The following is a 22,423-nucleotide window of genomic DNA, read 5'->3' as shown; positions in this document are numbered from 1 at the left end:
GGGCGAACGCCGCCGGCGCCGGTGCGAAAGCGGCCCCGGGCGGGGCCGCGAGAGGGATTATGTCAGGCCCGCGCGAGCGAGCGGCGCTTCATCTCGAGCTGCGTGATCAGGCGCTGCAGCGTGTTCTCCGCGCTGCCCGGCAGCGACATGAAGCGAAAACCGAGCTGGAAGCGCCGCGAACCGTTCGGCATCTGGGTCGAACGCTGCGACACGAGCCGCAGGTCGAGCGACAGCTTGCCGTGGCCGGTCAGCTCGAGTTCGACCTCCGGCAGCAGCGTGCCGACCTCGAGCGCCTCGACGCGCTCGTCGGCCGTGCGCAGCCCGACGCCGCCGAGCGACAGGTTATGCACCTCGAACACGAAGCTCTCGCCGTCCGGCAGCTTGCCGCGGCACAGGAACGGATCGACGATCGGCGCATCGACGCGGAAATACTCGCGGCGCTGGATGCACATCAGCACGTCGGGAAAATCGGCGACGAACGCGGGCAGCCCCTCGTAGCGCGTCTCGCGCGGCGTGCTCGTGGTGAATTCGACGCGCACGCCTTCGGGCGCCGCCGCGAACGTGCAATGCGACGCGCCGAGGATGCCGGCGTTCTGCTCGGACAGCGCGCCCCAGTCGAACGTGAACGTGCGCGCGCCGACGTCGACCTCGAGCAGGCGCGTGACGAGCTGGCCGCCCGGATACTGGACGGTCAGGAAGTCGCCGCGGTTCACGAGGTTGCGCAGCTGCACACCGATCTCCAGCGGATTGCGGCGGGCATAGTCGGGCCCGGAATGGCCCGCATCCAGGCTCGGATCGGTCGACGTTTCGATATTCATGGCTAGCCGGTTTTCTTTTCATGGGCGCCCGGGCGACCGGTGCGCAGTAAAACCGGGCCAGAACATGGCCCGGTTGCAGGTCTCACACACTTAGCGGCAGTGCTCACCGAAAGTTTAGATCGAATTGGCGGTTTTTTTCGCGCAAACGTTGAAACCGCGCGCGGCGGGGTGCCGGGCGCGGTCCGTAAGACTGCAAGAATGGGCCGGCAGGCGGGGCCGTTCCGGCCCCTGCCCCGTCAGCCGATCTGCTGCATGATCGAGATCAGCTTCTTCGCGTAGTTCGGGTCGGTCGCGTAGCCGGCCTTCTGCAGCCCGTGCGCGAAGCCCTCGACGCTGCGGCTCGCGCTCAGCACGCCCGCGTAGCGCGGGTTGTTCTTCAGCAGGTTCGCATAATCGGTCATCGCGTGCTCGTACGAATCGTACGCGCGGAACTTCGCGACGACGCGGCGCGGCGCGCCGTTCACGTATTCGGTCGTCAGCGCCGACACCGTGCGGCCCGTCCAGCCCTTGTTCGCCTTGATGCCGAACACGTTGTAGCTCGTCGAGCCGTCGCTCGCGCGGATCTCGCGCTTGCCCCAGCCCGATTCGAGCGCGGCCTGGCCCACGATGAAGCGCGCCGGGATGCCGGTGGTCGCGCTCGCCGCCTGCGCCGGGGCGGCGAGCCGGTCGACGAACGCGTCGGCGTCCTGCGCGCCGCTCGCGCCCTTCAGCGGCGGCGTCAGCGCGCTGCCGGCCGTGTAGCCGCGCGCGCCGGCGAGCCCGCCGTTGTTCGCCGCGTTCGCGTAGGCCCGCGCCATCGCGTTCATCGCGGCGAGGCTGCCTTCGTTGCCCGACGTGCCCGAGCCGGCCGCACCCAGGCCCACCGCGCCGAGCCCGGCCGCGCCGGCGTCGGCCGCCGTGTCGCCGCCCGTGCCCTGCCCCGCGTTGCGCAGCAGCTGCTTCATCAGCGCGTCGGCCACGCCGATCCCGCGCTTCGACATCTGCTGCGCGAGCTGCTGGTCGAGCATCGACGTGTACATCTTCGACGTGTGCGAATCGAGCAGCCCGCCGTCGGGCGACGCGTCGCGCATGCTCTTGAGCATCATCTGCGTGAACATCGCGTCGAACTGGCCCGCGACCGCCTTCGCGCCGGCCTGCGGCGACTGCTTCGCCTGCGCGCGCAGCGCGTCGAAGCCCTGCACGTCGAGGGCGAAGCGCTGCGTCAGGTCGTTCGCGTTCGGGAGAGTAGCTGCCATTTAGATGATCTCCAGATCGGCGCGCAGCGCGCCGGCCGCCTTCATCGCCTGCAGGATCGACATCAGGTCCGCCGGCGTCGCGCCGAGCGTGTTCAGCGCCTTCACGACGTCGGCGAGATTCGCGCCGGCCGTCACCATCTTCAGCGCGCCGTTGTCCTGCTTCAGCTGGATCTGCGATTGCTGCGCGACCACCGTCTGCCCGTTCGAGAACGGCCCCGGCTGCGACACCACGGGCTGCGTGTTGACGACCACCGACAGGTTGCCGTGCGCGACCGCGCAGCTTTGCAGCGTGACCATCTGGTTCATCACGATCGAGCCGGTGCGCGCGTTCAGGATCACCTTCGCGGCGGCCTTGTCCGGGCTCACGTCGAGGTTCTGCAGGCGCGCCATGAACGCGACCTGCTGCGCGGAATCCGCCGGCGCGGCGAGCTGGATCGTGCGGCCGTCGAGCGCCATCGCGGTGCCCGGGCCGAAGCTCGAATTGACCGCGGACACGATCCGCTGCGCGGTGCCGTAGTCCATGTCGTTCAGCTGCAGCTGCAGCACGCCGTTCATCTGCGCGATCGCGTTCGGCACCGAGCGCTCGACGATCGCGCCGCCGACGATCCGGCCGGCCGCGAGCTGGTTCACCTGCACGCGGCTGCCGTTCGCGCTCGCCCCCGCGCCGCCGACCGCCATGTTGCCCTGCGCGAGCGCGTACACCTGGCCGTCCGCGCCCTTCAGCGGCGTGAGCAGCAGCGTGCCGCCGCGCAGGCTCTTCGCGTTGCCGAGCGACGAGACCGTCACGTCGAGCGCCTCGCCCGGCCGCGCGAACGGCGGCAGCGTCGCGGTGACCATCACGGCCGCGACGTTCTTCAGCTGCATGTTGTTCAGCGACGACGTGCCGCCGTTCGCCGAGCCGTTGTTGATCGAGATGCCGAGGTTCGCGAGCATGTTCGCGAGCGTCTGCGTCGTGAACGGCGTCTGCATCGTCTGGTCGCCCGTGCCGTCGAGACCGACGACGAGGCCATAGCCGATCAGCGGGTTGTCGCGCACGCCCTGGATCTGCGCGAGGTCCTTCAGGCGCTCCGCGTGCGCGGGCGCCGCGCCGAGCGCGCATGCGGCCAGCACGAACGCGGCGGCGAGCCGCGCGACGGCGGGCACGCGCGACACACGGGACGACAGGCGGTGGAAAAGAGGCTGCTGCATCGTCGTCACCACGGTGCGATGTTGAGGAAGAAGCGCTGCAGCCAGCCCATCGTCTCGGCTTCGTTGATGTAGCCCTTCGCCGAGTATTCGATCCGCGCGTCGGCCACCTGCGTCGAGTAGACCGAGTTCGCGCCCGAGATCGTGTTCGGGTTGACGACCCCGGAGAAGCGCACGAACTCGTTGCCCTGGTTGATCAGCATCTGCTTCTCGCCGCTGACGACGAGATTGCCGTTCGGCAGCACGTTGGTGACGGTCACCGTGATCGTGCCGTTGAACGTGTTCGCCGCGCTGGCGCCGCCGGTCGCCGCGAACTTGTTGTTGCCGGCCGCCGACAGGTTCGCCTTCGCGAACAGCCCGCCGAGGAAGCCGGCCGTCGGCACGTTGAAACTGGTGTCGCCCGCGCGGTTGGTGTTCGCGCCCGACGACTTGGTCGCGTTGATGTTCTCCGCGATCACGATCGTCAGGATGTCGCCGACGTTGCGCGGCCGCTGATCCTCGAACAGCGGCCGGCCCGCGTAGCCCGGGTTGTAGATCGAGCCGGGCGCCTGCATCGCCATCGGCGCCGGCGGCTGCGCCGTCATCGGCTGCTGGATGATCGGGTCGCGCGGAATCTGCGCGCAACCGGCGAGCGCGGCCACCGCGACCGCGCACGCGGCGCGGACGGAGGCTGACGGGAGGAGGCGAACCTGCTTCATGGCGACGACGGGACTTTCCGGTTAGCTCTTCATCTGCGTGACGGTCTGCAGCATCTGGTCGGACGTCGTCACGGCCTTGCTGTTGATCTCGTACGCGCGCTGCGTCTGAATCATGTTGACGAGCTCCTGCACGACGTTCACGTTCGACGCCTCGACATAGCCCTGGTTGAGCACGCCCGCGCCGTTCAGGCCCGGCTGCGACACGTTCGGCGCGCCCGACGACGTGGTCTCGGCGAACAGGTTCTCGCCCTTCGCCTCGAGGCCGGCCGGGTTGATGAAGGTCGCGATCTGCAGCGAGCCGATCTGCACCGCGTTGCTCGAGCCCGGCTGCGTGACCGACACGACGCCGTCCTTGCCGATCGTCAGCGACTGCGCGTTCTGCGGCACGGTGATCGCCGGCAGGATCTGGTAGCCGCTCGACGTGACGAGCTGGCCCTGCGCGTTGGTCTGGAACGAGCCGTCGCGCGTGTATGCGTTCGTGCCGTCCGGCATCAGCACCTGGAAGAAGCCCGCGCCGTTGATCGCGACGTCCTTCGAGTTGCCGGTCTGCGTGAGGCCGCCCTGCGTGTACAGGCGCTCGGTCGCGACCTGCTGCACGCCGGTGCCGAGCTGCAGGCCCGACGGCAGTTCGGTCTGCTGCGTCGAGTTCGCGCCCGGCTGGCGGATGGTCTGGTACAGCAGATCCTCGAACACCGCGCGCGACGCCTTGAAGCCGTTGGTGCTGGTGTTCGCGAGGTTGTTCGAGATCACGTCCATCTGCGCCTGCTGCGCATTCATGCCGGTGGCGGCGATGTAGAGCGATCGGTTCATGTTGAATCTTCTCCTGGTAGCGAGGGCCGTGCCGCTCAGCTGAAGTTGAGCAGCTGGTTCGCCGACTGCTCGTTCTGGTCGGCCGTCTGGATCAGCTTGGACTGCAGCTGGAACGCCCGTGCGTTGTCGATCATCGCGACCATCGCGGTCACCGGGTTCACGTTGCTGCCTTCGAGCGAATTCGGCGTGACGACCACGTTCGGATCGGTGTCGGCCGGATTGCCGTCGGCGGTGCGGAACAGCCCGTCGTTGCCGCGCGTGAGCGTGGCGGGGTCCGGGTTCACGAGCTTCATCTGGTCGACGATCGCGACCGCCGTCGGCGGATCGCCCGGCATCAGCGCCGACACCGTGCCGTCCTTGCCGATCGTCACTTCCGCGTTCGGCGGCACCGAGATCGGGCCGCCGTTGCCGATCACCGGCAGGTTGCTCGCGTTGACGAGCTGGCCGTTTTCATCGACGTGCAGGTTGCCCGCACGCGTGTAGGCCTCGCTGCCGTCGGCGGCCTGCACCGACAGCCAGCCGGCGCCCTGCACGGCGACGTCGAGCGGGTTGCCGGTGCGCGTGATCGGGCCCGGTGCGTAATCCGCGCCGGGCGTCGATGCGAGCACGTAGGTGCGCGTCGTCGTCGGGTCGATGTTGCTGCCGTCGCCGAAATTCATCGGCACCGCGCGATAGGTCGCGAGCTGCGCGCGAAAGCCCGTCGTCGACGCGTTCGCGAGGTTGTTCGCGACGATCGCCTGCTGGTCGAGCGACTGCGACGCGCCCGTCATCGCCGTGTAGATCAGTCGGTCCATGGCTGCCGGTTATCCGCGCATTACAGGTTGATGAGCGTCTGATCGACGGTCTGCTGCGTCTTGATCGTCTGCGCGTTCGCCTGGTAGTTGCGCTGCGCGGTGATCAGGTTGACGAGCTGCGACGTGAGGTCGACGTTCGAGTTCTCGAGCGCGCTGCCCTGCAGCGAACCGTGGTTCGTGCTGCCCGGCGACGAAATCTGCGGCACGCCCGACGCGGACGATTCGGCGTACTGGTTGCCGCCGAGGTTGACGAGCCCGTTCGGGTTGTTGAAGTTCGCGAGCACGATCTGGCCGAGCACCGACGTCTGGCCGTTCGAGTAGTTGCCGGTCAGCTTGCCGTCGGCGCCGATCGAGAAAGTCGTCAGCGTGCCGCTCGCATAGCCGTCCTGCGCGAGGTTGTTCACGCCGTCCTTGCCGCCGTACTGCGTGGTGCCGGTCAGGTCGAGCGTGAGCTGCTGCGGCGTCGCCGAGCCGTCGGTGTTCGGGACGGTGAACTGGAACTGGCCGAGCGATGCGGTCGGCGCGGCCGGCGTGCCCGTCGTCGTGCTCTGGATCGCGCCGGACGAGTTGAACGTGACCGTGCCGAGGTCCGTCGTGGCGCCGCCCTGCACGCCCGCGTGGGCTTCCCACGTGCCGGCCGCCGACTTCACGAAATACATGTTGACCGCCTGCGAGCCGCCGAGCGAGTCGTACACCTGGATCGACGTCGAGTAGTTGTACGTCGTGGTGTCGGTCGCGCTGAACGGCGTCTTGGTCGGCACCGTGTCCTGCGAGTTCAGGTTGAACTGGCCGGCGATCTTGGTCGTCGCGGTCGGCGCGATGTTGCTGGTCGGCGCCTGCAGCGGCACGGTCTGCGCGGTGTTGACCACGCCGCCCGTGTTGGCCGCGTAACCCATCAGGTTACGGCCTTGCGAATCGACGATGAAGCCGTTCTTGTCGCGCTGGAACGTGCCGTCGCGCGAGTACGTCGTCACGCCGTTGTTCGACATCTGGAAGAAGCCGTTGCCGTTGATCGCGACGTCGAGCGACGAGTTCGTCGTGTTGATCGTGCCCTGGCCGAACTGCTGCTGCACCGAGGCGAGCGTCGTACCGATCCCGATTTGCGTGTTGACCGACGTCGCGACCGAGTTCGCGTACATGTCGGAGAACTGCGCGGTGCTCGACTTGAAGCCGACCGTGTTCGCGTTCGCGATGTTGTTGCCGATCACGTCGAGCGCGTTCGATGCGCCGGCGAGGCCGCTCAGACCCTGTTGATAACCCATTTCGGTCTCCGTTTTCGAGAAATCTGGATCAGTTGGTGGTGGTCGTGCCGCCGGACGACGACGACGCGGTGTTCGGGAAGATCGACGCGACCTGGGTCAAGCCCACCGTCGTGCCGTTCGACAGCACGAGCCCCGCCGTGCCGTCGGCCTGCTTGATGACGCTCTGCACCTGCGCGGCCGCGAGCACGGTCGGCGCATAGGTCTTGCCGTCCGAGCCCGTGTACTGCGCGCTCACGGTGTACTTGCCGTCCGGCAGCGCGTTACCGGCCGCATCGGTCGGCGTCCAGTTGAACGGCACCGTGCCGGCCGACTGCTTGCCTGCGTTGATCGTGTTGACGACGACGCCCGAGCTGTTCTTCACGGTGATCGTCAGGTTCGACACGTCGTTCGCGAGCGACACGCCGAACGGCGACGCCGCGCCGCTCTTCACCGCGACGCCGTTGCCCGGCGCGAGTACGTTCGTGCCGATCAGCAGCGCGGCCTGCGTCTGCTGGCCGGCCGCGAGCTGCGTCGACAGCGACGTGAGCGACGTGTTCAGCTGCGCGATGCCGCTCACCGTGTTGATCTGCGCGAGCTGCGACGTCATCTGCGAGCTGTCGACCGGGCTCGTCGGATCCTGGTTCTGCAGCTGCGTGACGAGCAGCTTCAGGAACGTCGCCTGCAGGTCGCTCGCCGACGTGCCGTTCGTCGACACGTTGTTGGTGTTCATCGTGTCGGTCGGCAGGGTCGACACGTTGGTGCCGTTGCTGCCGATCGTCGTGCTGGTGGAAGTCATCCTGGGTGGCCTTGTGTCGGAACTGTCGGGTCTGGGTCTCGGTGGGGAAGGACGCTCGGCGCGCGGCTTACGTGCCGATCGTCAGCGTCTTGAGCATCAGCGTCTTCGCGGTGTTCAGCGTCTCGACGTTGGCCTGGTACGAGCGCGACGCCGAGATCATGTTCACCATCTCCTGCACCGGATCGACGTTCGGCATCTGCACGTAGCCGTTCGCGTCGGCGGCCGGGTTCGCCGGATCGTAGGTCGACTTCATCGGCGACGGATCGTCGACCACCCTGGTCACGCGCACGCCGCCGACGCCCTGGCCGGACGCGGTGCGCGCGCCGCCGATCGGGTCGGTCGCGAACACGACCTGCTTGGCCTTGTACGGCTTGCCGTCGGGGCCGGTCGCGCTGTCGGCGTTCGCGAGGTTCGACGCGGTGACGTTCAGGCGCTGCGATTGCGCGGACAGCGCCGAACCGGCGACGCCGAAGATGTTCATCAACGAGGGCATGGGGGCTCCTTGTTCGGGACGGAAGCGGCGCGCGCTTACGAGTTCGTCGAGATCGCGGCGATCATCGCCTTGATCTGCTGGGTCATCACGGTCATCCCGGTTTCGTAGTGCAGCGCGTTGTTCGCGAACTGCACGCGCTCGACGTCGAGATCGACCGTGTTGCCGTCGAGCGACGGCTGCAGCGGCATCCGGTACTGCGCGCGACCGTAGTCGTCGGCCGGGCCGCCCGTCGGAATCAGCTTCGCGGTGCCGGCCATGTGGCCGGGCGCCGTCGACACCATCGTCATCCCGCTCGTCACGCCGGCCGGCTGCGCCATCGGCAGCTGCGCGGCGTTGCTCGGCGCGAGGCCGCCGCCGGTCTGCTTCAGCGAGCGCGCGAGGGTCGACGCGAAGTCGACGTCGCGGGCCTGGTAGCCGGGCGTGTCGGCGTTCGCGATGTTCGACGACAGCAGTTCCTGCCGATAGGCGCGCACGTCGAGCGCCTGTCGGCCGAACGCGAATTCGGCATCGAGTTTGTCCAGCATGTGTGCGTCTCTCCGTATGAAGCGCTGCACGCCCCCTTGCGCCGGATGGCGACCCAAGGGGCTTTTTTCCATGACAGCGATGGTAGGCGTCGGGCGCAACCGGCAATCGGACGAATAACGCGGCAAAGGCCCCCTCTATTCATCGTTTGCGCGACGGCCGGGCTCCCTAGAATGCGAATCGGATCAACGGCTTCGAGGACACGGCGATGACAGGCGCACTTCGCGGAAACGACGGACGCGGCACGCGCATGGCGCGGGCGTTCGCGCTCGCCGCGGCGCTGTGGCTCGCGGTGCCGCTTGCGCACGCGGACGACGGGATGATCGTGATTCCCGGACGCGGCGAGACGGCCGAAACCGCGCTCGCGCATGCGAACGCGGCGAGCGGCGGGCAGTTCGGCGGGAATGCGGGCACGGCTTCGGGTACGGGCGTGGCGATGGCGGGCGGTGCCGTTGGCGCGGGTGGTGGCGCCGGCGTGACCGGCGCGGCCTCGGCCGGCTCTGCGGCGCTGCCGGCCGGCTCGATGGTCGTGACGAGCGTCCCGCCGCCGGCCGCCGTGCCGGCACCCGCGCCGCGCCCCGTCTACGCCGCCTCGCGCACGAACGCGGGCGATAGCGCACGGCGCGCTGCCGATCCGGGTGCCGTCGCGACCGTCGTCGCCGGTATGGCCGAGCCCGCATCGAATCCCGCGAACTCCGCGAATCCCGCGAATTCCGCGCGACCGGCCATCGCCGCGCGCATGGCCGCGGCCCGGGCCGCTTCTGCCGCGCCGGCGCCGCGCGCGCCGGCCGCTGCCGCCAACCCCGCCCAAGCCGCCGCCGCGTCCCAGCCGGCCACGCCGGCCGGCCAGCAGGACCCCGACACGATCCGGCGCACGGCCCTCGCGTTCCTGCAGCAGCAGATCGCGGGCCTGCCGGGCAAGACCACCGCGACCGTCGCGACCGCGTTCCCGCGCGGGCTCGCCGCGTGCACGACGCTCGAGCCGTTCCTGCCGACCGGCGCGCGCCTGTGGGGCCGCACGACGGTCGGCGTGCGCTGCGCCGGCGAGCGGCCGTGGACCGTCTATCTGCAGGCGAAGGTCGCCGTGCAGGCCACCTATTACGTCGCCGCGCGGCAGATCGCGCCGGGCGAGCCGCTCACCGCGGCCGACCTCGTCGCGCGCGACGGCGACCTGACGGTGCTGCCGCTGGCGGTGATCACCGATCCCGCGCAGGCGGTCGGCGCGACCGCGCTGGCCCGGATCTCGGCCGGACTGCCGCTGCGCCAGGACATGCTGAAGAGCGCCGCGTCGGTGTCGGCCGGCCAGACGGTGCGGGTCGTCGCGGCCGGGCCCGGCTTCACGATCTCGGCCGAGGGCAGCGCGCTCGCGAATGCGGCGCCGGGCCAGTCGGTGCGGGTCAGGATGGCGGCGGGCCAGATCGTCACGGCGATCGTCAAGGACGCCGGGACCGTGGAAATTCCGCTATAGGGACGGATCGCGTCGCAAGATTGCAAAGAATTGTTTATTCGGAGAATGTCGGGCTCACGATGCTAAAGTTCGGGCCGACCCGGCCGTTATCTGGGTCATACCGTACAGGAAACCCATCGTGAAGATCGATTCCACTCCGAACCCGAGCCCACTCGCGTCGACCGGCAACGGCGCGACCCGCGCGCAATCCGGCGCGGCTTCGTCGTCGTCCGCGCAGGCGGCCGACGCAGGATCGACCGGCGGCGACACGACCGTGAACCTGTCGGGTCTGTCCGGCCAGCTGCGTTCGCTGTCGGCCTCCGGCAGCGCCGACATCGACACGGCCCTCGTCCAGTCGATCAAGGACGCGCTGAACAACGGCACGTTGACGATCGACGTGAACAAGATCGCCGACGGCGTACTGAATACCGCCCGCGACCTGCTGCAACAGCAGCGCTCGCAGGGCAACTGAGCCGGCCCGGGGCCCGTCACGCCCGGACCGGTCCCCTGGTTTGCCGGCATGCGGACACGCGTGCCGGCGCGACGAGCATGACGCGATGAGAGAAGAGCTGCTGGCCACGGTCAACGACGAACACGCGACGGTCGAAGCGTTCGCGTCCCTGCTCGCCTACGAGGAAAAGGCACTGACGACGCCGGAGCCGCTCGACATGCTGCCCGGCATCGTCGAGAAGAAAAGCGCGTTGATCGACCGGCTCGCGCAGCTCGAGCGCACGCGCGACACGCAGTTGTCCGCGCTCGGCTTTCCGGCCGGCAAGAAAGGGATGGACCAGGCCGCCGAGCGCGATGCGCGCCTCGCCGGCCGCTGGCAGTTGCTGCTGCAGGCCGCCGAACGCGCGCGCCAGGCCAATGCGACCAACGGGATGCTGATCCGGATCCGGATGGACTACAACGAGCGCGCGCTCGCGGTGCTGCGCTCGGCGCCCGCGCCGGCCGGCGTCTATGGCCCGGACGGGCGTGTGTCGGCGCTGATGCGTTGATGCCCCGACTGTACCGACTGCCCCGATTCCACTGACGTACCGATCACGCCGGCGCATCGCGCGGCCCTGCCGCGGCCGCGCGCCCCTTCCCCGTCTTAAAGCAGCGGACACGCGGTCACCTGCGTGCCGCGCTCCACGCAAAGCCGTTCGTAGTCGCGCAGGTACGCGCGCTCGTCGTCGTTCAGCAATTCGACGTCGATCAGGTCCCAGTCGTAGCCGACCGTGACGATGTTCTCGAACGCCACGGTGTCCGACGCGTCGTCGTCCGCGCGCACGATCACGATGTTCTCGATCCGCACGCCGCCCTTGCCCGGCACGTAGATGCCCGGTTCGACCGAAATCACCGCGTTCGGCACCAGCCCGTACTTCGCGCCCGGCGCGAACCGCACGCCGCCCTCGTGCACGTGGATCCCGACGCCGTGCCCGGTGCCGTGGCCGAAATCGTAGCCGTGGTCGCGACACACCTGGCGCACCGTCGCATCGACGTCGCCGCCCGTCGCGGTCTTCGGGAAGCGCGTGACGAGCCCCTTGATGCATGCCTTCAGCGCGACCGTGTAGATCTCGCGCTGCCACGGCTGCGCGACCGTCTCCGGCCGCGTGCGACGCAGCACGACACGCGTGCAGTCCGTCGCGAAACCGGCGTCGTAGTACGCGCCGCTGTCGAGCAGCACGAGTTCGCCTTCGGTCAGCTCGACGTCGGCGCTCGCCGCCGTGTAGTGCGCGAACGCGCTGTTCGCGCCGTTCGCCGCGATCGACGGGAACGTCAGCGCGACCGCCGAGCGGGCGCCGTACGCGTCGTTGATCGTGCGGGCCAGGTCGTACTCGGTATGGCGCCTCCCCGGCTCGCCGACCTTCGCCCAGCGCATCGTTTCGGCGATCGCAGCCGAACTGCGCGCGAACGCGTCGCGGAACCGGTCGAGCACGGCCGGCGTCTTGCCGGCCCGCAGCGCCTCCACCGGGTTGAAATCGGCGTGGCGCGCGTGCGGCCACACGCGGCGCACCGACTCGACGAGCGCGCAGTTGACCGATTCGAAGCCGTAGCACACGTGGTCGACCGCGAATTGCGCGAGGAAGCGCTCGAGTTCGGCGAAGTCGCGCCGGATCACGTGCAGCGCCGGATACGACGCCAGTTCGACCGGGCAGCGGTCGCAGCCTTCCGGCAGGAACAGCGCGACCTGCTCGCCGACCGCGAACAGGAAGCCCAGGTGCGACGACGCATTCGGGATGTGATAGCCGCGGCTGTTCAGCAGGTACGCGAGATCGTCGGACGCGCACGTGAAGAACGCGGTCTTGCCGGGCGCCGCGCCGGTGTGCGCGGCGAGCCGCCGGTTCAGCGCGTCGAGGTTCTGCGCGACGCTCGCGCCGGTCATCGCGTCCGGCAGCTCGAAGATCGGCCGATCGACCACCCAGCCCGGCAGCGCGATCGCGCGGTCGATCTCGCGCTCGACGAGGCTCGTCCAGTCGAGCGACGCCGCCTGCGTGCGCTCGACCAGCCGGTCGCGCTGCGCGACGCTGATCCGCAGCGCGTCGTAGCCGACCCGCGCGAGCCGGCTCGCGTGCGCGAGCAGCCAGTCGGCCAGCGCCTGCCAGATCGTCACGTTCATCCCGAGCTTTTCGATGCGCACGCGCGCCGGGTCGCACTGCTGTTCGGCCTGCAGGTGATAGCGGCCGTCGACGAACAGCACGAACGGCGGCATGCCGAGCGCCTGCGCGGTCGCCGCGCTCAGGAAGATCCCGCAGCCGGCCGAGCCGTCGAAGCCCGACAGCGCGTAGCGCGGGTTGTTGCTGCGCGGCAGGTATTCGGTGATGTACTCGTCCTGCGACGTGACCACGACCGCGTCGAGCCGGGCGGCGTCGAGCAGTCGCGACAGACCGGCCTGCGTGTCGGCGACGGACGCGTCGTACGAGGGAAGGCCGGAGAAGCTGTATTTCAGTCGATCGATCATCGGATACCCGCTATTGATTGTTGTCGTCCGCCGGCGGCGTCACGCGCCGGCGCGTGCCTGGCGCGCCGCGCCGCCCGTGCGGGGACGACGCGCGGCCCGGCGGGCAGCCGCGCCGCGGCGCCGTTCCATCGACGGATTTTCGGGGAAATTTTTGTCTCACTTAACTTTGTTTGATGCGAGCGACAGAATCTAGAGCACGCTGAAAACGAGGTCAAGCCAAAATTTTCGTAGGGCTAAAATTACCGGCGCCGCGCGCGACGGCGGCGCGGCCCCAAGCGGCCCCCCGCGGCCCAGCCTGGCGCGAGGCGGCCGGGCGCCGGCGTGCGCGGTACAATGCGCCGGCATCGTCGTCCCGACGGCCGTGCTTCGTGCGATTCGCGGAATGCCGCATCCCGGCGACGGCACCGCCCTCCGCTCGCCTTGCGACTCGTTGCCACGAAAGAGATTCATGGATTCAGACATCATGCGTATCGGCCAGCGCATTCGCCGCCTGCGCCGGGAAGCGAAGAAAACGCTGCTGGAAGTCGCGACCGAAGCGAACCTGTCGGTCGGGTTCCTGTCGCAGGTCGAGCGCCACCTCACCGGCATTTCGCTCTCGTCGCTCGTCAACGTCGCGAAGGCGCTGAACGTGCCGCTCGGCACGCTGATCGACCAGCCGCGCCAGGCGCAGCCCGACTCGCACGCGGGGCGCCGCGAACCGTACGCGGTCGATGCCGCGTCGCAGTGGTACGAGCGGCTGTCCACCACCTTCGACGGCAGTCAGATCAACGCGCTCAAGGTCCGGATGATGGAGGGCTACCGTTCGGAATGGGTCGCGCACGGCGGCGACGAGTTCGTCTACGTGCTGACCGGCCGGCTCTGCTACACGATCGGCAAGAAGGATTACCCGCTGTCTGCCGGCGACTCGCTGCACTTCGACGCGCGGAAGCGCCACCGCGTCGCGAACGTGGGCGACGGGCCCGCCGAAATGATCGCGGTCGGCACGCTGCCGCTCTTCGACGACAACGGTGCCGAGCTGGGATCCGAGGCGATGAAGATCAGACTGCTCGCACGCGATGCCGGCGCGGCGCCGGGCGAACCGCGCGTGAGCCGCCGCAAACCCGCACCGAAGCGCGAGCGCGACGCGGATTCGCTCGCGGCCGCGCCCGCCGACACACCTGCCGACACGCCTGCCCGCGCGATGGCCAGGCCGGCAGCCGGGAAGCCTCGCGCGACCGCCGCGAAACGTCCGGCTGCCGCCACCCCGGCCCGCCGCGCCGCCGCCCGCACGAAGAAATGACGGCTGGCCGCCGGGCGACGCACCACGCCACCCGGCGCTTCCGCAGCACTATTCCCCGATCGCCAGCGCCTGCTTGACGGCCTCGATGCGCGCGCGATGCACGGCGTCCTTGATCTGCATCGCATCGTTGGCGACGCCGCGCGCGATCGCGCCCGCGTCGACGCTGCGCGCCGCCACCAGCGCCACGCGCAGCCGCTCGGCCTGCGGATACGGCTGCGTGTCGAGCCCGAGCCGGCCGCGCGCATCCGATTCGCACGCCTGCAGCATCTCGGCGAAGCGCGCGGGCTTGCGCAGCGCGTCGCTGCGCTCGAAGAGCCGCACCAGCGCGGCCGCACCCATTTCCATCACGCGATGCAGGTTGCCGTGCTCGCGCGCGACCACCAGCGCGAGATCGCGGCACTCGTTCGGCACGCGCAGCCGCTCGCACAGCGGCTTGATGAGATCGACGCTGCGGCCTTCGTGGCCGAGATGGCGCGGCAGCACGTCGGCGGGCGTCGTCGCCTTGCCGAGATCGTGCGTGAGCGCCGCGAAGCGCACCGCCAGCGAGTAGCCCTGCTTCGCCGCGTAGTCGACGACCATCATCACGTGCACGCCCGTGTCGACTTCCGGGTGGTAGTCCGCCCGCTGCGGCACGCCCCACAGCGCGTCGACCTCGGGCAGGATGCGCGCGAGCGCGCCGCACTCGCGCAGCACCGCGAACATCCGCGACGGCTTCGCCTCCATCAGCCCGCGCGCGATCTCCTGCCACACGCGCTCGGGCACCAGCGCGTCCGCTTCGCCCGCGTCGACCATCCGCCGCATCAGCGCGAGCGTGTCGTCCGCGACCGTGAAATCCGCGAAGCGCGCGGCAAAACGCGCGATCCGCAGGATCCGCACCGGATCCTCGACGAACGCGTCGCCCACGTGCCGGAACACACGTGCACGCAGGTCGGCCTGTCCGTCGAACGGATCGATCACCGGGCCGATCAGCGCGCCCTCCGGGCTCACTTCACGCGCCATCGCGTTGATCGTCAGGTCGCGCCGCGCGAGATCCTCGTCGAGCGTCACGTCCGGCGCGTAGTAGAACTGGAAGCCGTGATAGCCGGCCGCCGTCTTGCGTTCGGTGCGCGCGAGCGCGTATTCCTCCTGCGTGTCCGGATGCAGGAACACGGGGAAATCCTTGCCGACCGGCCGGAAGCCCTGCGCGGCCATCTGCTCGGGCGTCGCGCCCACCACCACGTAGTCGCGGTCCTGCACCGGCACGCCGAGCAATTCGTCGCGGATCGCTCCGCCTACTGCGTAGATGTTCATGGCGTCGGTTCGTATTCGGCGATCACGTTGGTTTCACGGCGCGCGGCATCGATCCAGCGCTGCACCGCCGGCAGCGCCGTCACGCGCGCGGCATACCCGGCCGCCTCCGGCGACAACGCCGGCGCATACGTGTTGAAACGCATCACGACGGGCGCATACATCGCATCGGCGATGCCGAATTCACCGAACAGGAACGGGCCGCCCGATGCCTCGATACACGCGCTCCACAGCGCGTCGATGCGCGCGACGTCGGCGAGCGCATCGGGCGTCGCGCCGCGTCCCGGCATCGACGCGCGCACGTTCATCCCCATCTGCGTGCGCAGCGCGGCGAAGCCCGAGTGCATCTCGGCCGAGATACAGCGCGCATGCACGCGATCGAGCGGATCGGCCGGCCACATCGGGAACTGCGGATAGCGCTCGGCGAGCGTCTCGGCGATCGCGAGCGAATCCCAGATCGCGACGCCATGGTCGTCGATCAGGCACGGCACCTTGCCGGTCGGCGAATACTCGCGGATGCGCGCGACCGTGTCGTCGCGGCGCAGCTCGATTGCGATCTCGTCGAACGGGATGCCGAAATGCGCGAGCAGCAGCCACGGCCGCATCGACCACGACGAGTAATTCTTGTCTCCAATGACGAGTTTCATGGCGGGGTTCCGAAAAGCGCGAAAGTGAATGACGGAAGCGACGGCCCGCGACGCCTAGCGGCGCGAGCGGAACCAGTCGAAGCGGGAGCGCCGCGCGGCATGGCCGAGATACGCGGGCGCGATGCTCTCGAGACTCGCGGGCGAGATGCCGAGTTCGGGCGCGAGCGGCCCGGACAGCACGTTCGGCACCGACATCGACGCAAGATTGTCGCGCGTGATCACCGGCTCGCCGGGCAGGCATTCGAACACGCTCGCCTGCAGCCGCGCGAGCGCGTCGGGCAGGCGCACGATGCGTGCCTGCCGACCGACCAGCGTGCCGCAATAACGCACCAGTTGCTCGAGCGTGTAGACGGTGGGGCCGCCGAGTTCGTAGGTCTTGCCGTGCGCGGCCGCGAGATCGAGCGTGTTGACGAACGCGCGCACGACGTCGCCGACGAACACCGGCTGGAAGCGCGCATCGGGCATCGCGAGCGGCAGCACCGGCAGCGTGCGCTGCAGGTTCGCGAACGTGTTCAGGAACGCGTCGCCGGGGCCGAACACGACCGACGGGCGGAAGATCGTCAGCGCGAGCGAATCGGTCGCCGCGACCGCATGCAGCGCGGCCTCGCCGTCGCCCTTCGAGCGCTGGTACATGCTCGGGCCGTGCGAATCGGCGCCGAGCGCGCTCATGTGCAGCACGCGCCGCACGCCGACTTCGACGCACGCGGCGGCCAGCGCGGCCGGCAGCGCGACGTGCGCGCGCTCGAACCCGGGCCCGTACGGCGTGCCGCGGCCGCCGTGCAGCACGCCGACGAGGTTGACGGCCGCATGCGCGCCGGCGACGAACCGCGCCAGCGTGCGCGGATCGAACGCGTCGAGCTCGACGATCTCGACCGGCAGCATCTGCAGGTGGCGTGCATGCTCGCGCCGCCGCGTGGCGATCCGCACCTGCTTGCCGGCGTCGATCAGCGCATTGACGAGCCGGCTGCCGATGAAGCCGGTGCCGCCCAGCAGCGCGACGGTCTGGCGATCCATGTTCGAGACCTCCAAGGAGCTGTTCACGCCAATAACGGGCTTGCACTGGCGGCCAGCCCCACAAATGACTTTTCCAGTCAGGGGAACAAGCCCGGTATCAGCGTGAACAGCCCCTTGCATACTGCCGCGTCTCGCGCGGCAGTATGAAGATTGCGGATCAGGGCGAGATCATGCCCAGGCGTTTCTTCAACGACTGCGGTTTGCCCTCGAAGAGCGCCGCGTAGTAGACGGTATTCGACAGCACGTTCTTCACGTAGTCGCGCGTCTCGTTGAACGGAATCGTCTCCGCGAAGATCGCGCCTTCGACCGGCTGCGTCAACACCTGGCGCCACTGGCGCGGCCGGCCCGGGCCCGCGTTGTAGCCGGCCGTCGCCAGCACCGGCGAGCTGTCGAAGTTGTTGTAGATGTCCGACAGGTACCAGGTGCCGAGCTGGATGTTCGTATTGATGTCGTGCATCTGCGCACGCGTGATCGTGCCCATCCCGAGTTTCTTCGCGACGAGCTGCGCGGTGGCCGGCATCAGCTGCATCAGCCCGCCCGCGCCGACCGACGAACGCGCGTTCGTGATGAAGCGCGACTCCTGGCGAATCAGCCCGTACGCCCATTCGATGTCGAGGCCGGTCGACTGCGCGTAGCGCTCGACGATGTCGCGATACGGCGACGGGTAGCGCAGCGTGAAGTCGTGCTCGGCCTTCGTGCGGTCGGCCGTGTTGACCGTGCGGTCGAGCAGGTCGATGCGCTTGCCGTATTCGGCGGCCGCGAGCAGTTGGCGATCGGTCATCCCGCGCAGCGGCCAGTTCCATTCGCGGTTGCCTTCGAGGCGCAGGTTCAGCCCATAGAAGCGTTGCGCGAGCGCGAATCCGGGGATCTTGCTCATCGCGTCGACGTCGGCGTCGCTCACCTTCGTGCGCGGCGGGACCGACGTGCGCTGGCCGAGCTCCTCGCCGGCGAGCTGCCCGTAGAAGTTGAACTGGCCCGCGACCTGCTCGAATTCCTGGTTCGCCTGCAGCGTGTCGCCGCTCTGCTTGAGCGCGCGCGCATGCCAGTAGATCCACGCCGGATCGCTGCGCAGCGACGGCGGCATCTGTTCGATCGACCAGCGCACCATCGGCCAGTTGCCGACGAGCAACGCGGCGCGCGTGCGCCATTCGTAACCCGGGTTCGACAGCGGCGCGTTCGCGGATTTCGCATACCAGACCGATGCGAGCGCCGAGCGCTTGATCGCCCCCTGGTAGCCGATCGCGCCCCATGCGATCGCCTGCTCCTGCTTCGTCAGCGAGCCGGCGATGGACGTCAGCATTCCCGCCGCGGCGTCCGGGTCGTTGCGCGCCATGCGGCCGAGCGCGATCAGCGCGAGCTGGTGCGATGCCGCGTCGGGGCCGACGCCGCGCGCGAGGTACAGCGGCGGCGCGCTGGTCGCCTGATCGAAGCCGACCGGCCGCGCGCCGAGCGCGTCGACGATCTTCCCGCCGAGCGTCGTGTAGTTTTGCTCGTAAGCGAGGCGTGCCTGCTGCCACACGTCGTCGCTCGTGAACTGCTGGTTGACGGTGAGCGCCGTAATCAGGTCGACACAGGCGTCGCCGTAGTATTTCGGCTCGACGAGCAGCGCGCGCGCCGCCTCGGCGACGTTCTCGCCGCGCGCCGCGCGCGATTCGAGCGCGTAGCACTTGACCTGCGTGTCGTCGTCGAGCACGAAGCGCTTGTACTGCTCGTCGAAGCTGCGCCAGTCGTGGCGCGCGCCGAGCACGAGCAGGTAGTCGTTGCGCAGGCGGTCGGCGATCGCCTGGCCGTCGTAGCGCTGCAGGAACGACTGCACGGGGGCGTCGGGTGCGTCGACACGTGCGCGGCCCGTCGAATCGAACAGTTGCGGCTTGATCTGAAAATACTCGACGTAGGACGGGACCGGATAGTTCGGAATCATCGCCGCGAGCTGCGCGGCCTTCGCGGCGTCGTTGCGGCGCGCGGCTTCGCGCAGCTGCACGAAGATCTGGTCGTCCCCGGCGAGCGTGTCGTCGTTCGGTGCGGCGCACGCGGCCGTGCCCGCGACGAGCGCGGCGGCAGAAAGCGCGAGCGCGACCGCGCGATATACTCGGAAAAGGCTGTTCGACATCGTTTTGAATGGAGCACGAAGTGAGCGAAAGCATAGCATGCAACCCTGTGCCGAACCCGAAGGTTGCACTGCGCAAAACGCTGTCCGGCGCGCGTCGCGACGCCGCGTCGCAGCCCGCCGCGAACGCCGCGCTCGACGCGCGGCTGCGCCTGTTGCTCGAGCGGCTCGCGCCGCGCACGGTCGGCTTCTACTGGCCGCTGCCGGGCGAATTCGACGCACGCGACGCGGTGCTCGCGTGGTCCGCGGCAGGCCCGGGGCGCCGCGCCGCGCTGCCGGTGATCGGCGAGAAGCACACGCCGCTCGCGTTCCATGCGTGGGATGCGCACACGCCGATGCGCGAAGGGCATCACCGGATTCCGGAGCCGGCGTCGGGGGTCGTCGTCGTGCCCGATCTGTTGCTGATTCCGTGTGTGGGATTCGATCTGCAGCGCTACCGGCTCGGCTATGGCGGCGGCTATTACGACCGCACGCTCGCGGTGTGGCCGGGCGACACGCTGCCGGTGACGGTCGGCATCGCGTATGAAGCGTGCCGCGTGGACGCGCTGCCGGCCGAAGCGCACGATCTCGCGATGCGCTGGATCGTGACCGACGGCGCGCTTTACCCGGCCGCCGGATGACGGGGCGCGCGACGCGAAGTCTGCGGCATGCCGCGCGTCACCGCGTCGACCGTCCCGTCCGCAATCGTTTACAGCGACGCCGCCGCGCGCGCGGCCGTGTCGTAGAGGCCCGATGCGTGGCGCAGCAGCTGCGCCGCGTCGCCGATCTGCTCGTTGGTGAGGCCGCTGTCCTTCAGCGTCTCGATCAGGCAATGCTCGCGCACCTCCCGATACTTCATGCACAGCTCGCGGCCCGCGTCGGTCGCGAAGAAGAACACTTCCTTGCCGCTCTTCTCGCTCTTCACATAGCCGCGCGCGATCAGTTTTTTCAGCGCATAGGTCGCGACGTGCGTATCCTCGATATTGAGCACGAAGCAGATGTCGGCGAGCTTCTTCTTGCGTTCGCGATGGCTGACGTGATGCAGCAGCGACACCTCGACCGCCGTCATGTCCTTCGCGCCCGCGGCCGACATGCAGCGCACCATCCAGCGGTTGAACGCATTGCCGGCCATGATGAGCCCGTATTCGAGTTCCGACAGCTCCGCGCTCGAATCGGAAACGAGGTGTTCGGATGACACGATCTTGGTCGCAGGACGCTTCATGGAAAGGCGGCGCAAGCCGGATGACAGGGTGTGCCGAGTGTACGCCAGAAGCCCGGACATACGGGCTAGGCGAAAACGCTTATTGGGAAGTTGTCGATATTTTATTGACAATGTGCGCTAACATTGCCGTCCAAACCGTGCCAGTCCGATGACGCAACCCCGCATTTATCCGCTCGGCGACGCCGCCCTCGTCTGCGAGGTGCCGCCGCCCGCCACGCTCGATTGCCAGCGCCGCGTCTGGGCCGTCGCCGAGGTCGCGCGCGCGTGGCCCGACGTGATCGACGTCGTGCCGGGCATGAACAACCTGACGATCGTGTTCGACGCGCTCGCCGCGACGGCCGAGTCGCTCACGCCCGCGCTGCGCGATGCGTGGGAAACCGCCGACGTCGAGCATGCGGACGGCCGGGAAATCGACATCCCGGTCGAATACGGCGGTGCGGCCGGCCCCGACCTGGCGGCCGTCGCCGCGCACACCGGGCTGCCGGCCGACGAAGTCGTCGCGCGCCATGCGGCCGGCGAATACGTCGTGTTCTTCGTCGGCTTCCAGCCGGGCTTCGCCTATCTCGGCGGCCTCGATGCGTCGCTGCACACGCCGCGCCGCGCGGCGCCGCGCCTGGAAGTGCCGGCCGGCTCGGTCGGCATCGGCGGGGCGCAGACGGGCATCTACCCGGCCACGTCGCCCGGCGGCTGGCAGCTGATCGGCCGCACGTCGCACGTGCTGTTCGACCCGGCGCGGCCGCAGCCGGCGCTGCTGCTGCCCGGCGACCGCGTGCGCTTCACCATTGCCGGAGTCGACGCGACATGACCCAGAACACCGCACCGGGCACGATCGAGGTGGTCCGCGCCGGCCCGTTGTCGACCGTGCAGGATCTCGGCCGCCGCGGCATGCGCCATCTCGGCGTCGCGCAGGGCGGCGCGCTCGACGGCCTCGCGCTCGAAGTCGGCAACCGGCTGGTCGGCAATCGCCCCGACGCGGCGGCCGTCGAAATCACGATCGGCCCGGCCGCGTTCCGCTTCACGCGCGCGACGCGCATCGCGATCACCGGCACCGAATTCGGCGCGACGCTCGACGGCAAGCCCGTGTATTCCTGGTGGAGCCTGCCGGTCGACGCCGGGCAAACGCTCGTGCTGCCGGCCGCGAAACGCGGGATGCGCGGCTATCTGTGCATCGCCGGCGGCATCGACGTGCTGCCGATGCTCGGCTCGCGCAGCACCGATCTCGCATCGCGCTTCGGCGGCCTCGGCGGCCGCGCGCTGCGCGACGGCGATCGGCTTCCGGTCGGTGTGCCGCCGGCCGGCGCCGGCTGCCTCGCGGCCGATGCGCCCGAATTCGGCGTGAAGGCGCCCGCGTGGTGCGCGTTCGTGCGCGTCGACGAACCGCCGCGCCGCCACCGGCCCGCGCATGCGCCGTGGGCGATGCCCGTGCGCGTGCTGCCGGGCCCCGACTACGCGTCGTTCGCGGCCGATTCGCAGCAGGCGTTCTGGGACGAGGAATGGCTCGTCACCGCGAACAGCAACCGGATGGGCTATCGCCTCGCCGGCGCCGAGCTGGTGCGCGAGCGGCCGGTCGAGCTGCTGTCGCACGCGGTGCTGCCCGGCACGATCCAGGTGCCGCCGAACGGCCAGCCGATCGTGCTGATGCACGACGCGCAGACCACCGGCGGCTATCCGAAGATCGGCACGGTGATCCGCGCGGATCTCTGGAAACTCGCACAGGCGCGCCTCAACCTGCCGATCCGCTTCGTGCGCACGACACCCGACGCCGCGCGCGCCGCCCTGACCGCAGAACGTGCCTATCTGCGTCAGATCGACGTCGCGATCGAGATGCGCGAGGAGACCCGCCGCCGCGCGCAATCGCGCGCGGCGTGACAATGGCGGAAGCAGGACGAAGGACGCGCCACGCCA

The 22,423-nt window shown here is 69.4% G+C and carries 23 protein-coding genes; 7 read left to right on the top strand and 16 right to left on the bottom strand.

Annotation, left to right across the window (positions count from 1 at the left end; genetic code table 11):
* Positions 1-62 precede the first annotated feature (62 nt).
* The 10 genes from WS46_RS23925 to flgB all read right to left on the bottom strand — a co-directional run bounded on the left by WS46_RS23925 (position 63) and on the right by flgB (position 8,594).
* On the bottom strand, positions 63-818 hold the full coding sequence (locus WS46_RS23925; protein WP_059535097.1) for a flagellar brake protein: 756 nt from the start codon (positions 816-818) through the stop codon (positions 63-65).
* 236 nt (positions 819-1,054) lie between these two features.
* The gene (flgJ, locus tag WS46_RS23920; RefSeq protein ID WP_059535095.1) at positions 1,055-2,053 is read right to left on the bottom strand and encodes a flagellar assembly peptidoglycan hydrolase FlgJ; all 999 of its coding nucleotides are present in this window, start codon (positions 2,051-2,053) and stop codon (positions 1,055-1,057) included.
* Positions 2,054-3,241: a flagellar basal body P-ring protein FlgI gene (locus WS46_RS23915; protein WP_059691979.1), complete on the bottom strand. Its 1,188-nt coding sequence runs from the start codon at positions 3,239-3,241 to the stop codon at positions 2,054-2,056.
* A 5-nt stretch (positions 3,242-3,246) separates the two neighbouring features.
* Complete coding sequence (gene flgH, locus WS46_RS23910; RefSeq protein ID WP_059535093.1) at positions 3,247-3,936, bottom strand: flagellar basal body L-ring protein FlgH; 690 nt, start codon at positions 3,934-3,936, stop codon at positions 3,247-3,249.
* A gap of 21 nt (positions 3,937-3,957) precedes the next feature.
* Positions 3,958-4,746: a flagellar basal-body rod protein FlgG gene (gene flgG, locus WS46_RS23905; RefSeq protein WP_014895799.1), complete on the bottom strand. Its 789-nt coding sequence runs from the start codon at positions 4,744-4,746 to the stop codon at positions 3,958-3,960.
* A gap of 35 nt (positions 4,747-4,781) precedes the next feature.
* Positions 4,782-5,540, bottom strand: a complete 759-nt coding sequence (gene flgF, locus WS46_RS23900; protein ID WP_059691964.1) for a flagellar basal-body rod protein FlgF — start codon at positions 5,538-5,540, stop codon at positions 4,782-4,784.
* A gap of 20 nt (positions 5,541-5,560) precedes the next feature.
* Entirely contained in the window at positions 5,561-6,802 is a 1,242-nt protein-coding gene (flgE, locus tag WS46_RS23895; RefSeq protein WP_059691963.1) for a flagellar hook protein FlgE, read from the bottom strand.
* A 28-nt stretch (positions 6,803-6,830) separates the two neighbouring features.
* Positions 6,831-7,577, bottom strand: a complete 747-nt coding sequence (locus WS46_RS23890; RefSeq protein ID WP_059535087.1) for a flagellar hook assembly protein FlgD — start codon at positions 7,575-7,577, stop codon at positions 6,831-6,833.
* Between the two features lie 67 nt (positions 7,578-7,644).
* On the bottom strand, positions 7,645-8,070 hold the full coding sequence (gene flgC / locus WS46_RS23885; RefSeq protein ID WP_059535085.1) for a flagellar basal body rod protein FlgC: 426 nt from the start codon (positions 8,068-8,070) through the stop codon (positions 7,645-7,647).
* Positions 8,071-8,105: 35 nt separating this feature from the next.
* Positions 8,106-8,594, bottom strand: coding sequence for a flagellar basal body rod protein FlgB (gene flgB / locus WS46_RS23880; RefSeq protein WP_059448497.1), 489 nt, complete (start codon positions 8,592-8,594; stop codon positions 8,106-8,108).
* A 206-nt stretch (positions 8,595-8,800) separates the two neighbouring features.
* On the opposite strand from flgB, the gene flgA reads away from it, so the two are divergent.
* The 3 genes from flgA (at position 8,801) to WS46_RS23865 (ending at position 11,037) form a co-directional block, all read left to right on the top strand.
* A complete protein-coding gene (gene flgA, locus WS46_RS23875; RefSeq protein ID WP_059691962.1) occupies positions 8,801-10,060 on the top strand; it encodes a flagellar basal body P-ring formation chaperone FlgA in 1,260 nt (419 codons plus the stop codon).
* A 118-nt stretch (positions 10,061-10,178) separates the two neighbouring features.
* Positions 10,179-10,511, top strand: coding sequence for a flagellar biosynthesis anti-sigma factor FlgM (flgM, locus tag WS46_RS23870; RefSeq protein WP_059448495.1), 333 nt, complete (start codon positions 10,179-10,181; stop codon positions 10,509-10,511).
* An 85-nt stretch (positions 10,512-10,596) separates the two neighbouring features.
* Positions 10,597-11,037 carry a flagella synthesis protein FlgN gene (locus WS46_RS23865; RefSeq protein WP_006762551.1) on the top strand — a complete coding sequence of 147 codons (441 nt, stop codon included), beginning with the start codon at positions 10,597-10,599 and terminating at the stop codon, positions 11,035-11,037.
* Positions 11,038-11,132: 95 nt separating this feature from the next.
* Here the strand turns inward: WS46_RS23865 and WS46_RS23860 are convergent, their stop codons facing one another.
* The gene (locus WS46_RS23860) at positions 11,133-12,983 is read right to left on the bottom strand and encodes a M24 family metallopeptidase (RefSeq protein ID WP_059691961.1); all 1,851 of its coding nucleotides are present in this window, start codon (positions 12,981-12,983) and stop codon (positions 11,133-11,135) included.
* A 448-nt stretch (positions 12,984-13,431) separates the two neighbouring features.
* On the opposite strand from WS46_RS23860, the gene WS46_RS23855 reads away from it, so the two are divergent.
* Complete coding sequence (locus WS46_RS23855) at positions 13,432-14,262, top strand: helix-turn-helix domain-containing protein (protein WP_059691960.1); 831 nt, start codon at positions 13,432-13,434, stop codon at positions 14,260-14,262.
* A gap of 48 nt (positions 14,263-14,310) precedes the next feature.
* Here WS46_RS23855 and WS46_RS23850 read toward each other — a convergent pair whose 3' ends face one another.
* The 4 genes from WS46_RS23850 to WS46_RS23835 all read right to left on the bottom strand — a co-directional run bounded on the left by WS46_RS23850 (position 14,311) and on the right by WS46_RS23835 (position 19,320).
* Positions 14,311-15,552, bottom strand: coding sequence for a multifunctional CCA addition/repair protein (locus tag WS46_RS23850; protein WP_059691959.1), 1,242 nt, complete (start codon positions 15,550-15,552; stop codon positions 14,311-14,313).
* Positions 15,549-16,196, bottom strand: a complete 648-nt coding sequence (locus WS46_RS23845) for a glutathione S-transferase family protein (RefSeq protein ID WP_059691958.1) — start codon at positions 16,194-16,196, stop codon at positions 15,549-15,551. The genes WS46_RS23850 and WS46_RS23845 overlap by 4 nt, the downstream gene beginning before the upstream one ends.
* A gap of 54 nt (positions 16,197-16,250) precedes the next feature.
* On the bottom strand, positions 16,251-17,210 hold the full coding sequence (locus WS46_RS23840) for a complex I NDUFA9 subunit family protein (protein WP_059535067.1): 960 nt from the start codon (positions 17,208-17,210) through the stop codon (positions 16,251-16,253).
* Between the two features lie 157 nt (positions 17,211-17,367).
* Complete coding sequence (locus WS46_RS23835; RefSeq protein WP_059535065.1) at positions 17,368-19,320, bottom strand: lytic transglycosylase domain-containing protein; 1,953 nt, start codon at positions 19,318-19,320, stop codon at positions 17,368-17,370.
* Positions 19,321-19,328: 8 nt separating this feature from the next.
* Between WS46_RS23835 and WS46_RS23830 the strand changes: the two genes are divergently transcribed.
* A complete protein-coding gene (locus WS46_RS23830; RefSeq protein ID WP_059691957.1) occupies positions 19,329-19,937 on the top strand; it encodes a 5-formyltetrahydrofolate cyclo-ligase in 609 nt (202 codons plus the stop codon).
* A 68-nt stretch (positions 19,938-20,005) separates the two neighbouring features.
* Here the strand turns inward: WS46_RS23830 and WS46_RS23825 are convergent, their stop codons facing one another.
* Positions 20,006-20,518 (bottom strand): winged helix DNA-binding protein, encoded by a 513-nt coding sequence (locus WS46_RS23825; protein ID WP_059535061.1) that lies wholly within the window; start codon positions 20,516-20,518, stop codon positions 20,006-20,008.
* A gap of 148 nt (positions 20,519-20,666) precedes the next feature.
* Here WS46_RS23825 and pxpB point away from each other — a divergent pair, with 148 nt between their 5' ends.
* A complete protein-coding gene (gene pxpB / locus WS46_RS23820; protein WP_059535059.1) occupies positions 20,667-21,323 on the top strand; it encodes a 5-oxoprolinase subunit PxpB in 657 nt (218 codons plus the stop codon).
* Positions 21,320-22,387 carry a biotin-dependent carboxyltransferase family protein gene (locus tag WS46_RS23815; RefSeq protein WP_059691956.1) on the top strand — a complete coding sequence of 356 codons (1,068 nt, stop codon included), beginning with the start codon at positions 21,320-21,322 and terminating at the stop codon, positions 22,385-22,387. The genes pxpB and WS46_RS23815 overlap by 4 nt, the downstream gene beginning before the upstream one ends.
* Positions 22,388-22,423 lie beyond the last annotated feature (36 nt).

It is taken from the genome of Burkholderia sp. RF4-BP95, assembly GCF_001521985.1.
Classification (GTDB): domain Bacteria; phylum Pseudomonadota; class Gammaproteobacteria; order Burkholderiales; family Burkholderiaceae; genus Burkholderia; species Burkholderia diffusa.
The sequence above is the reverse complement of the archived record's forward strand: the minus strand, read 5'-3'. Positions and strand labels throughout refer to the sequence as shown.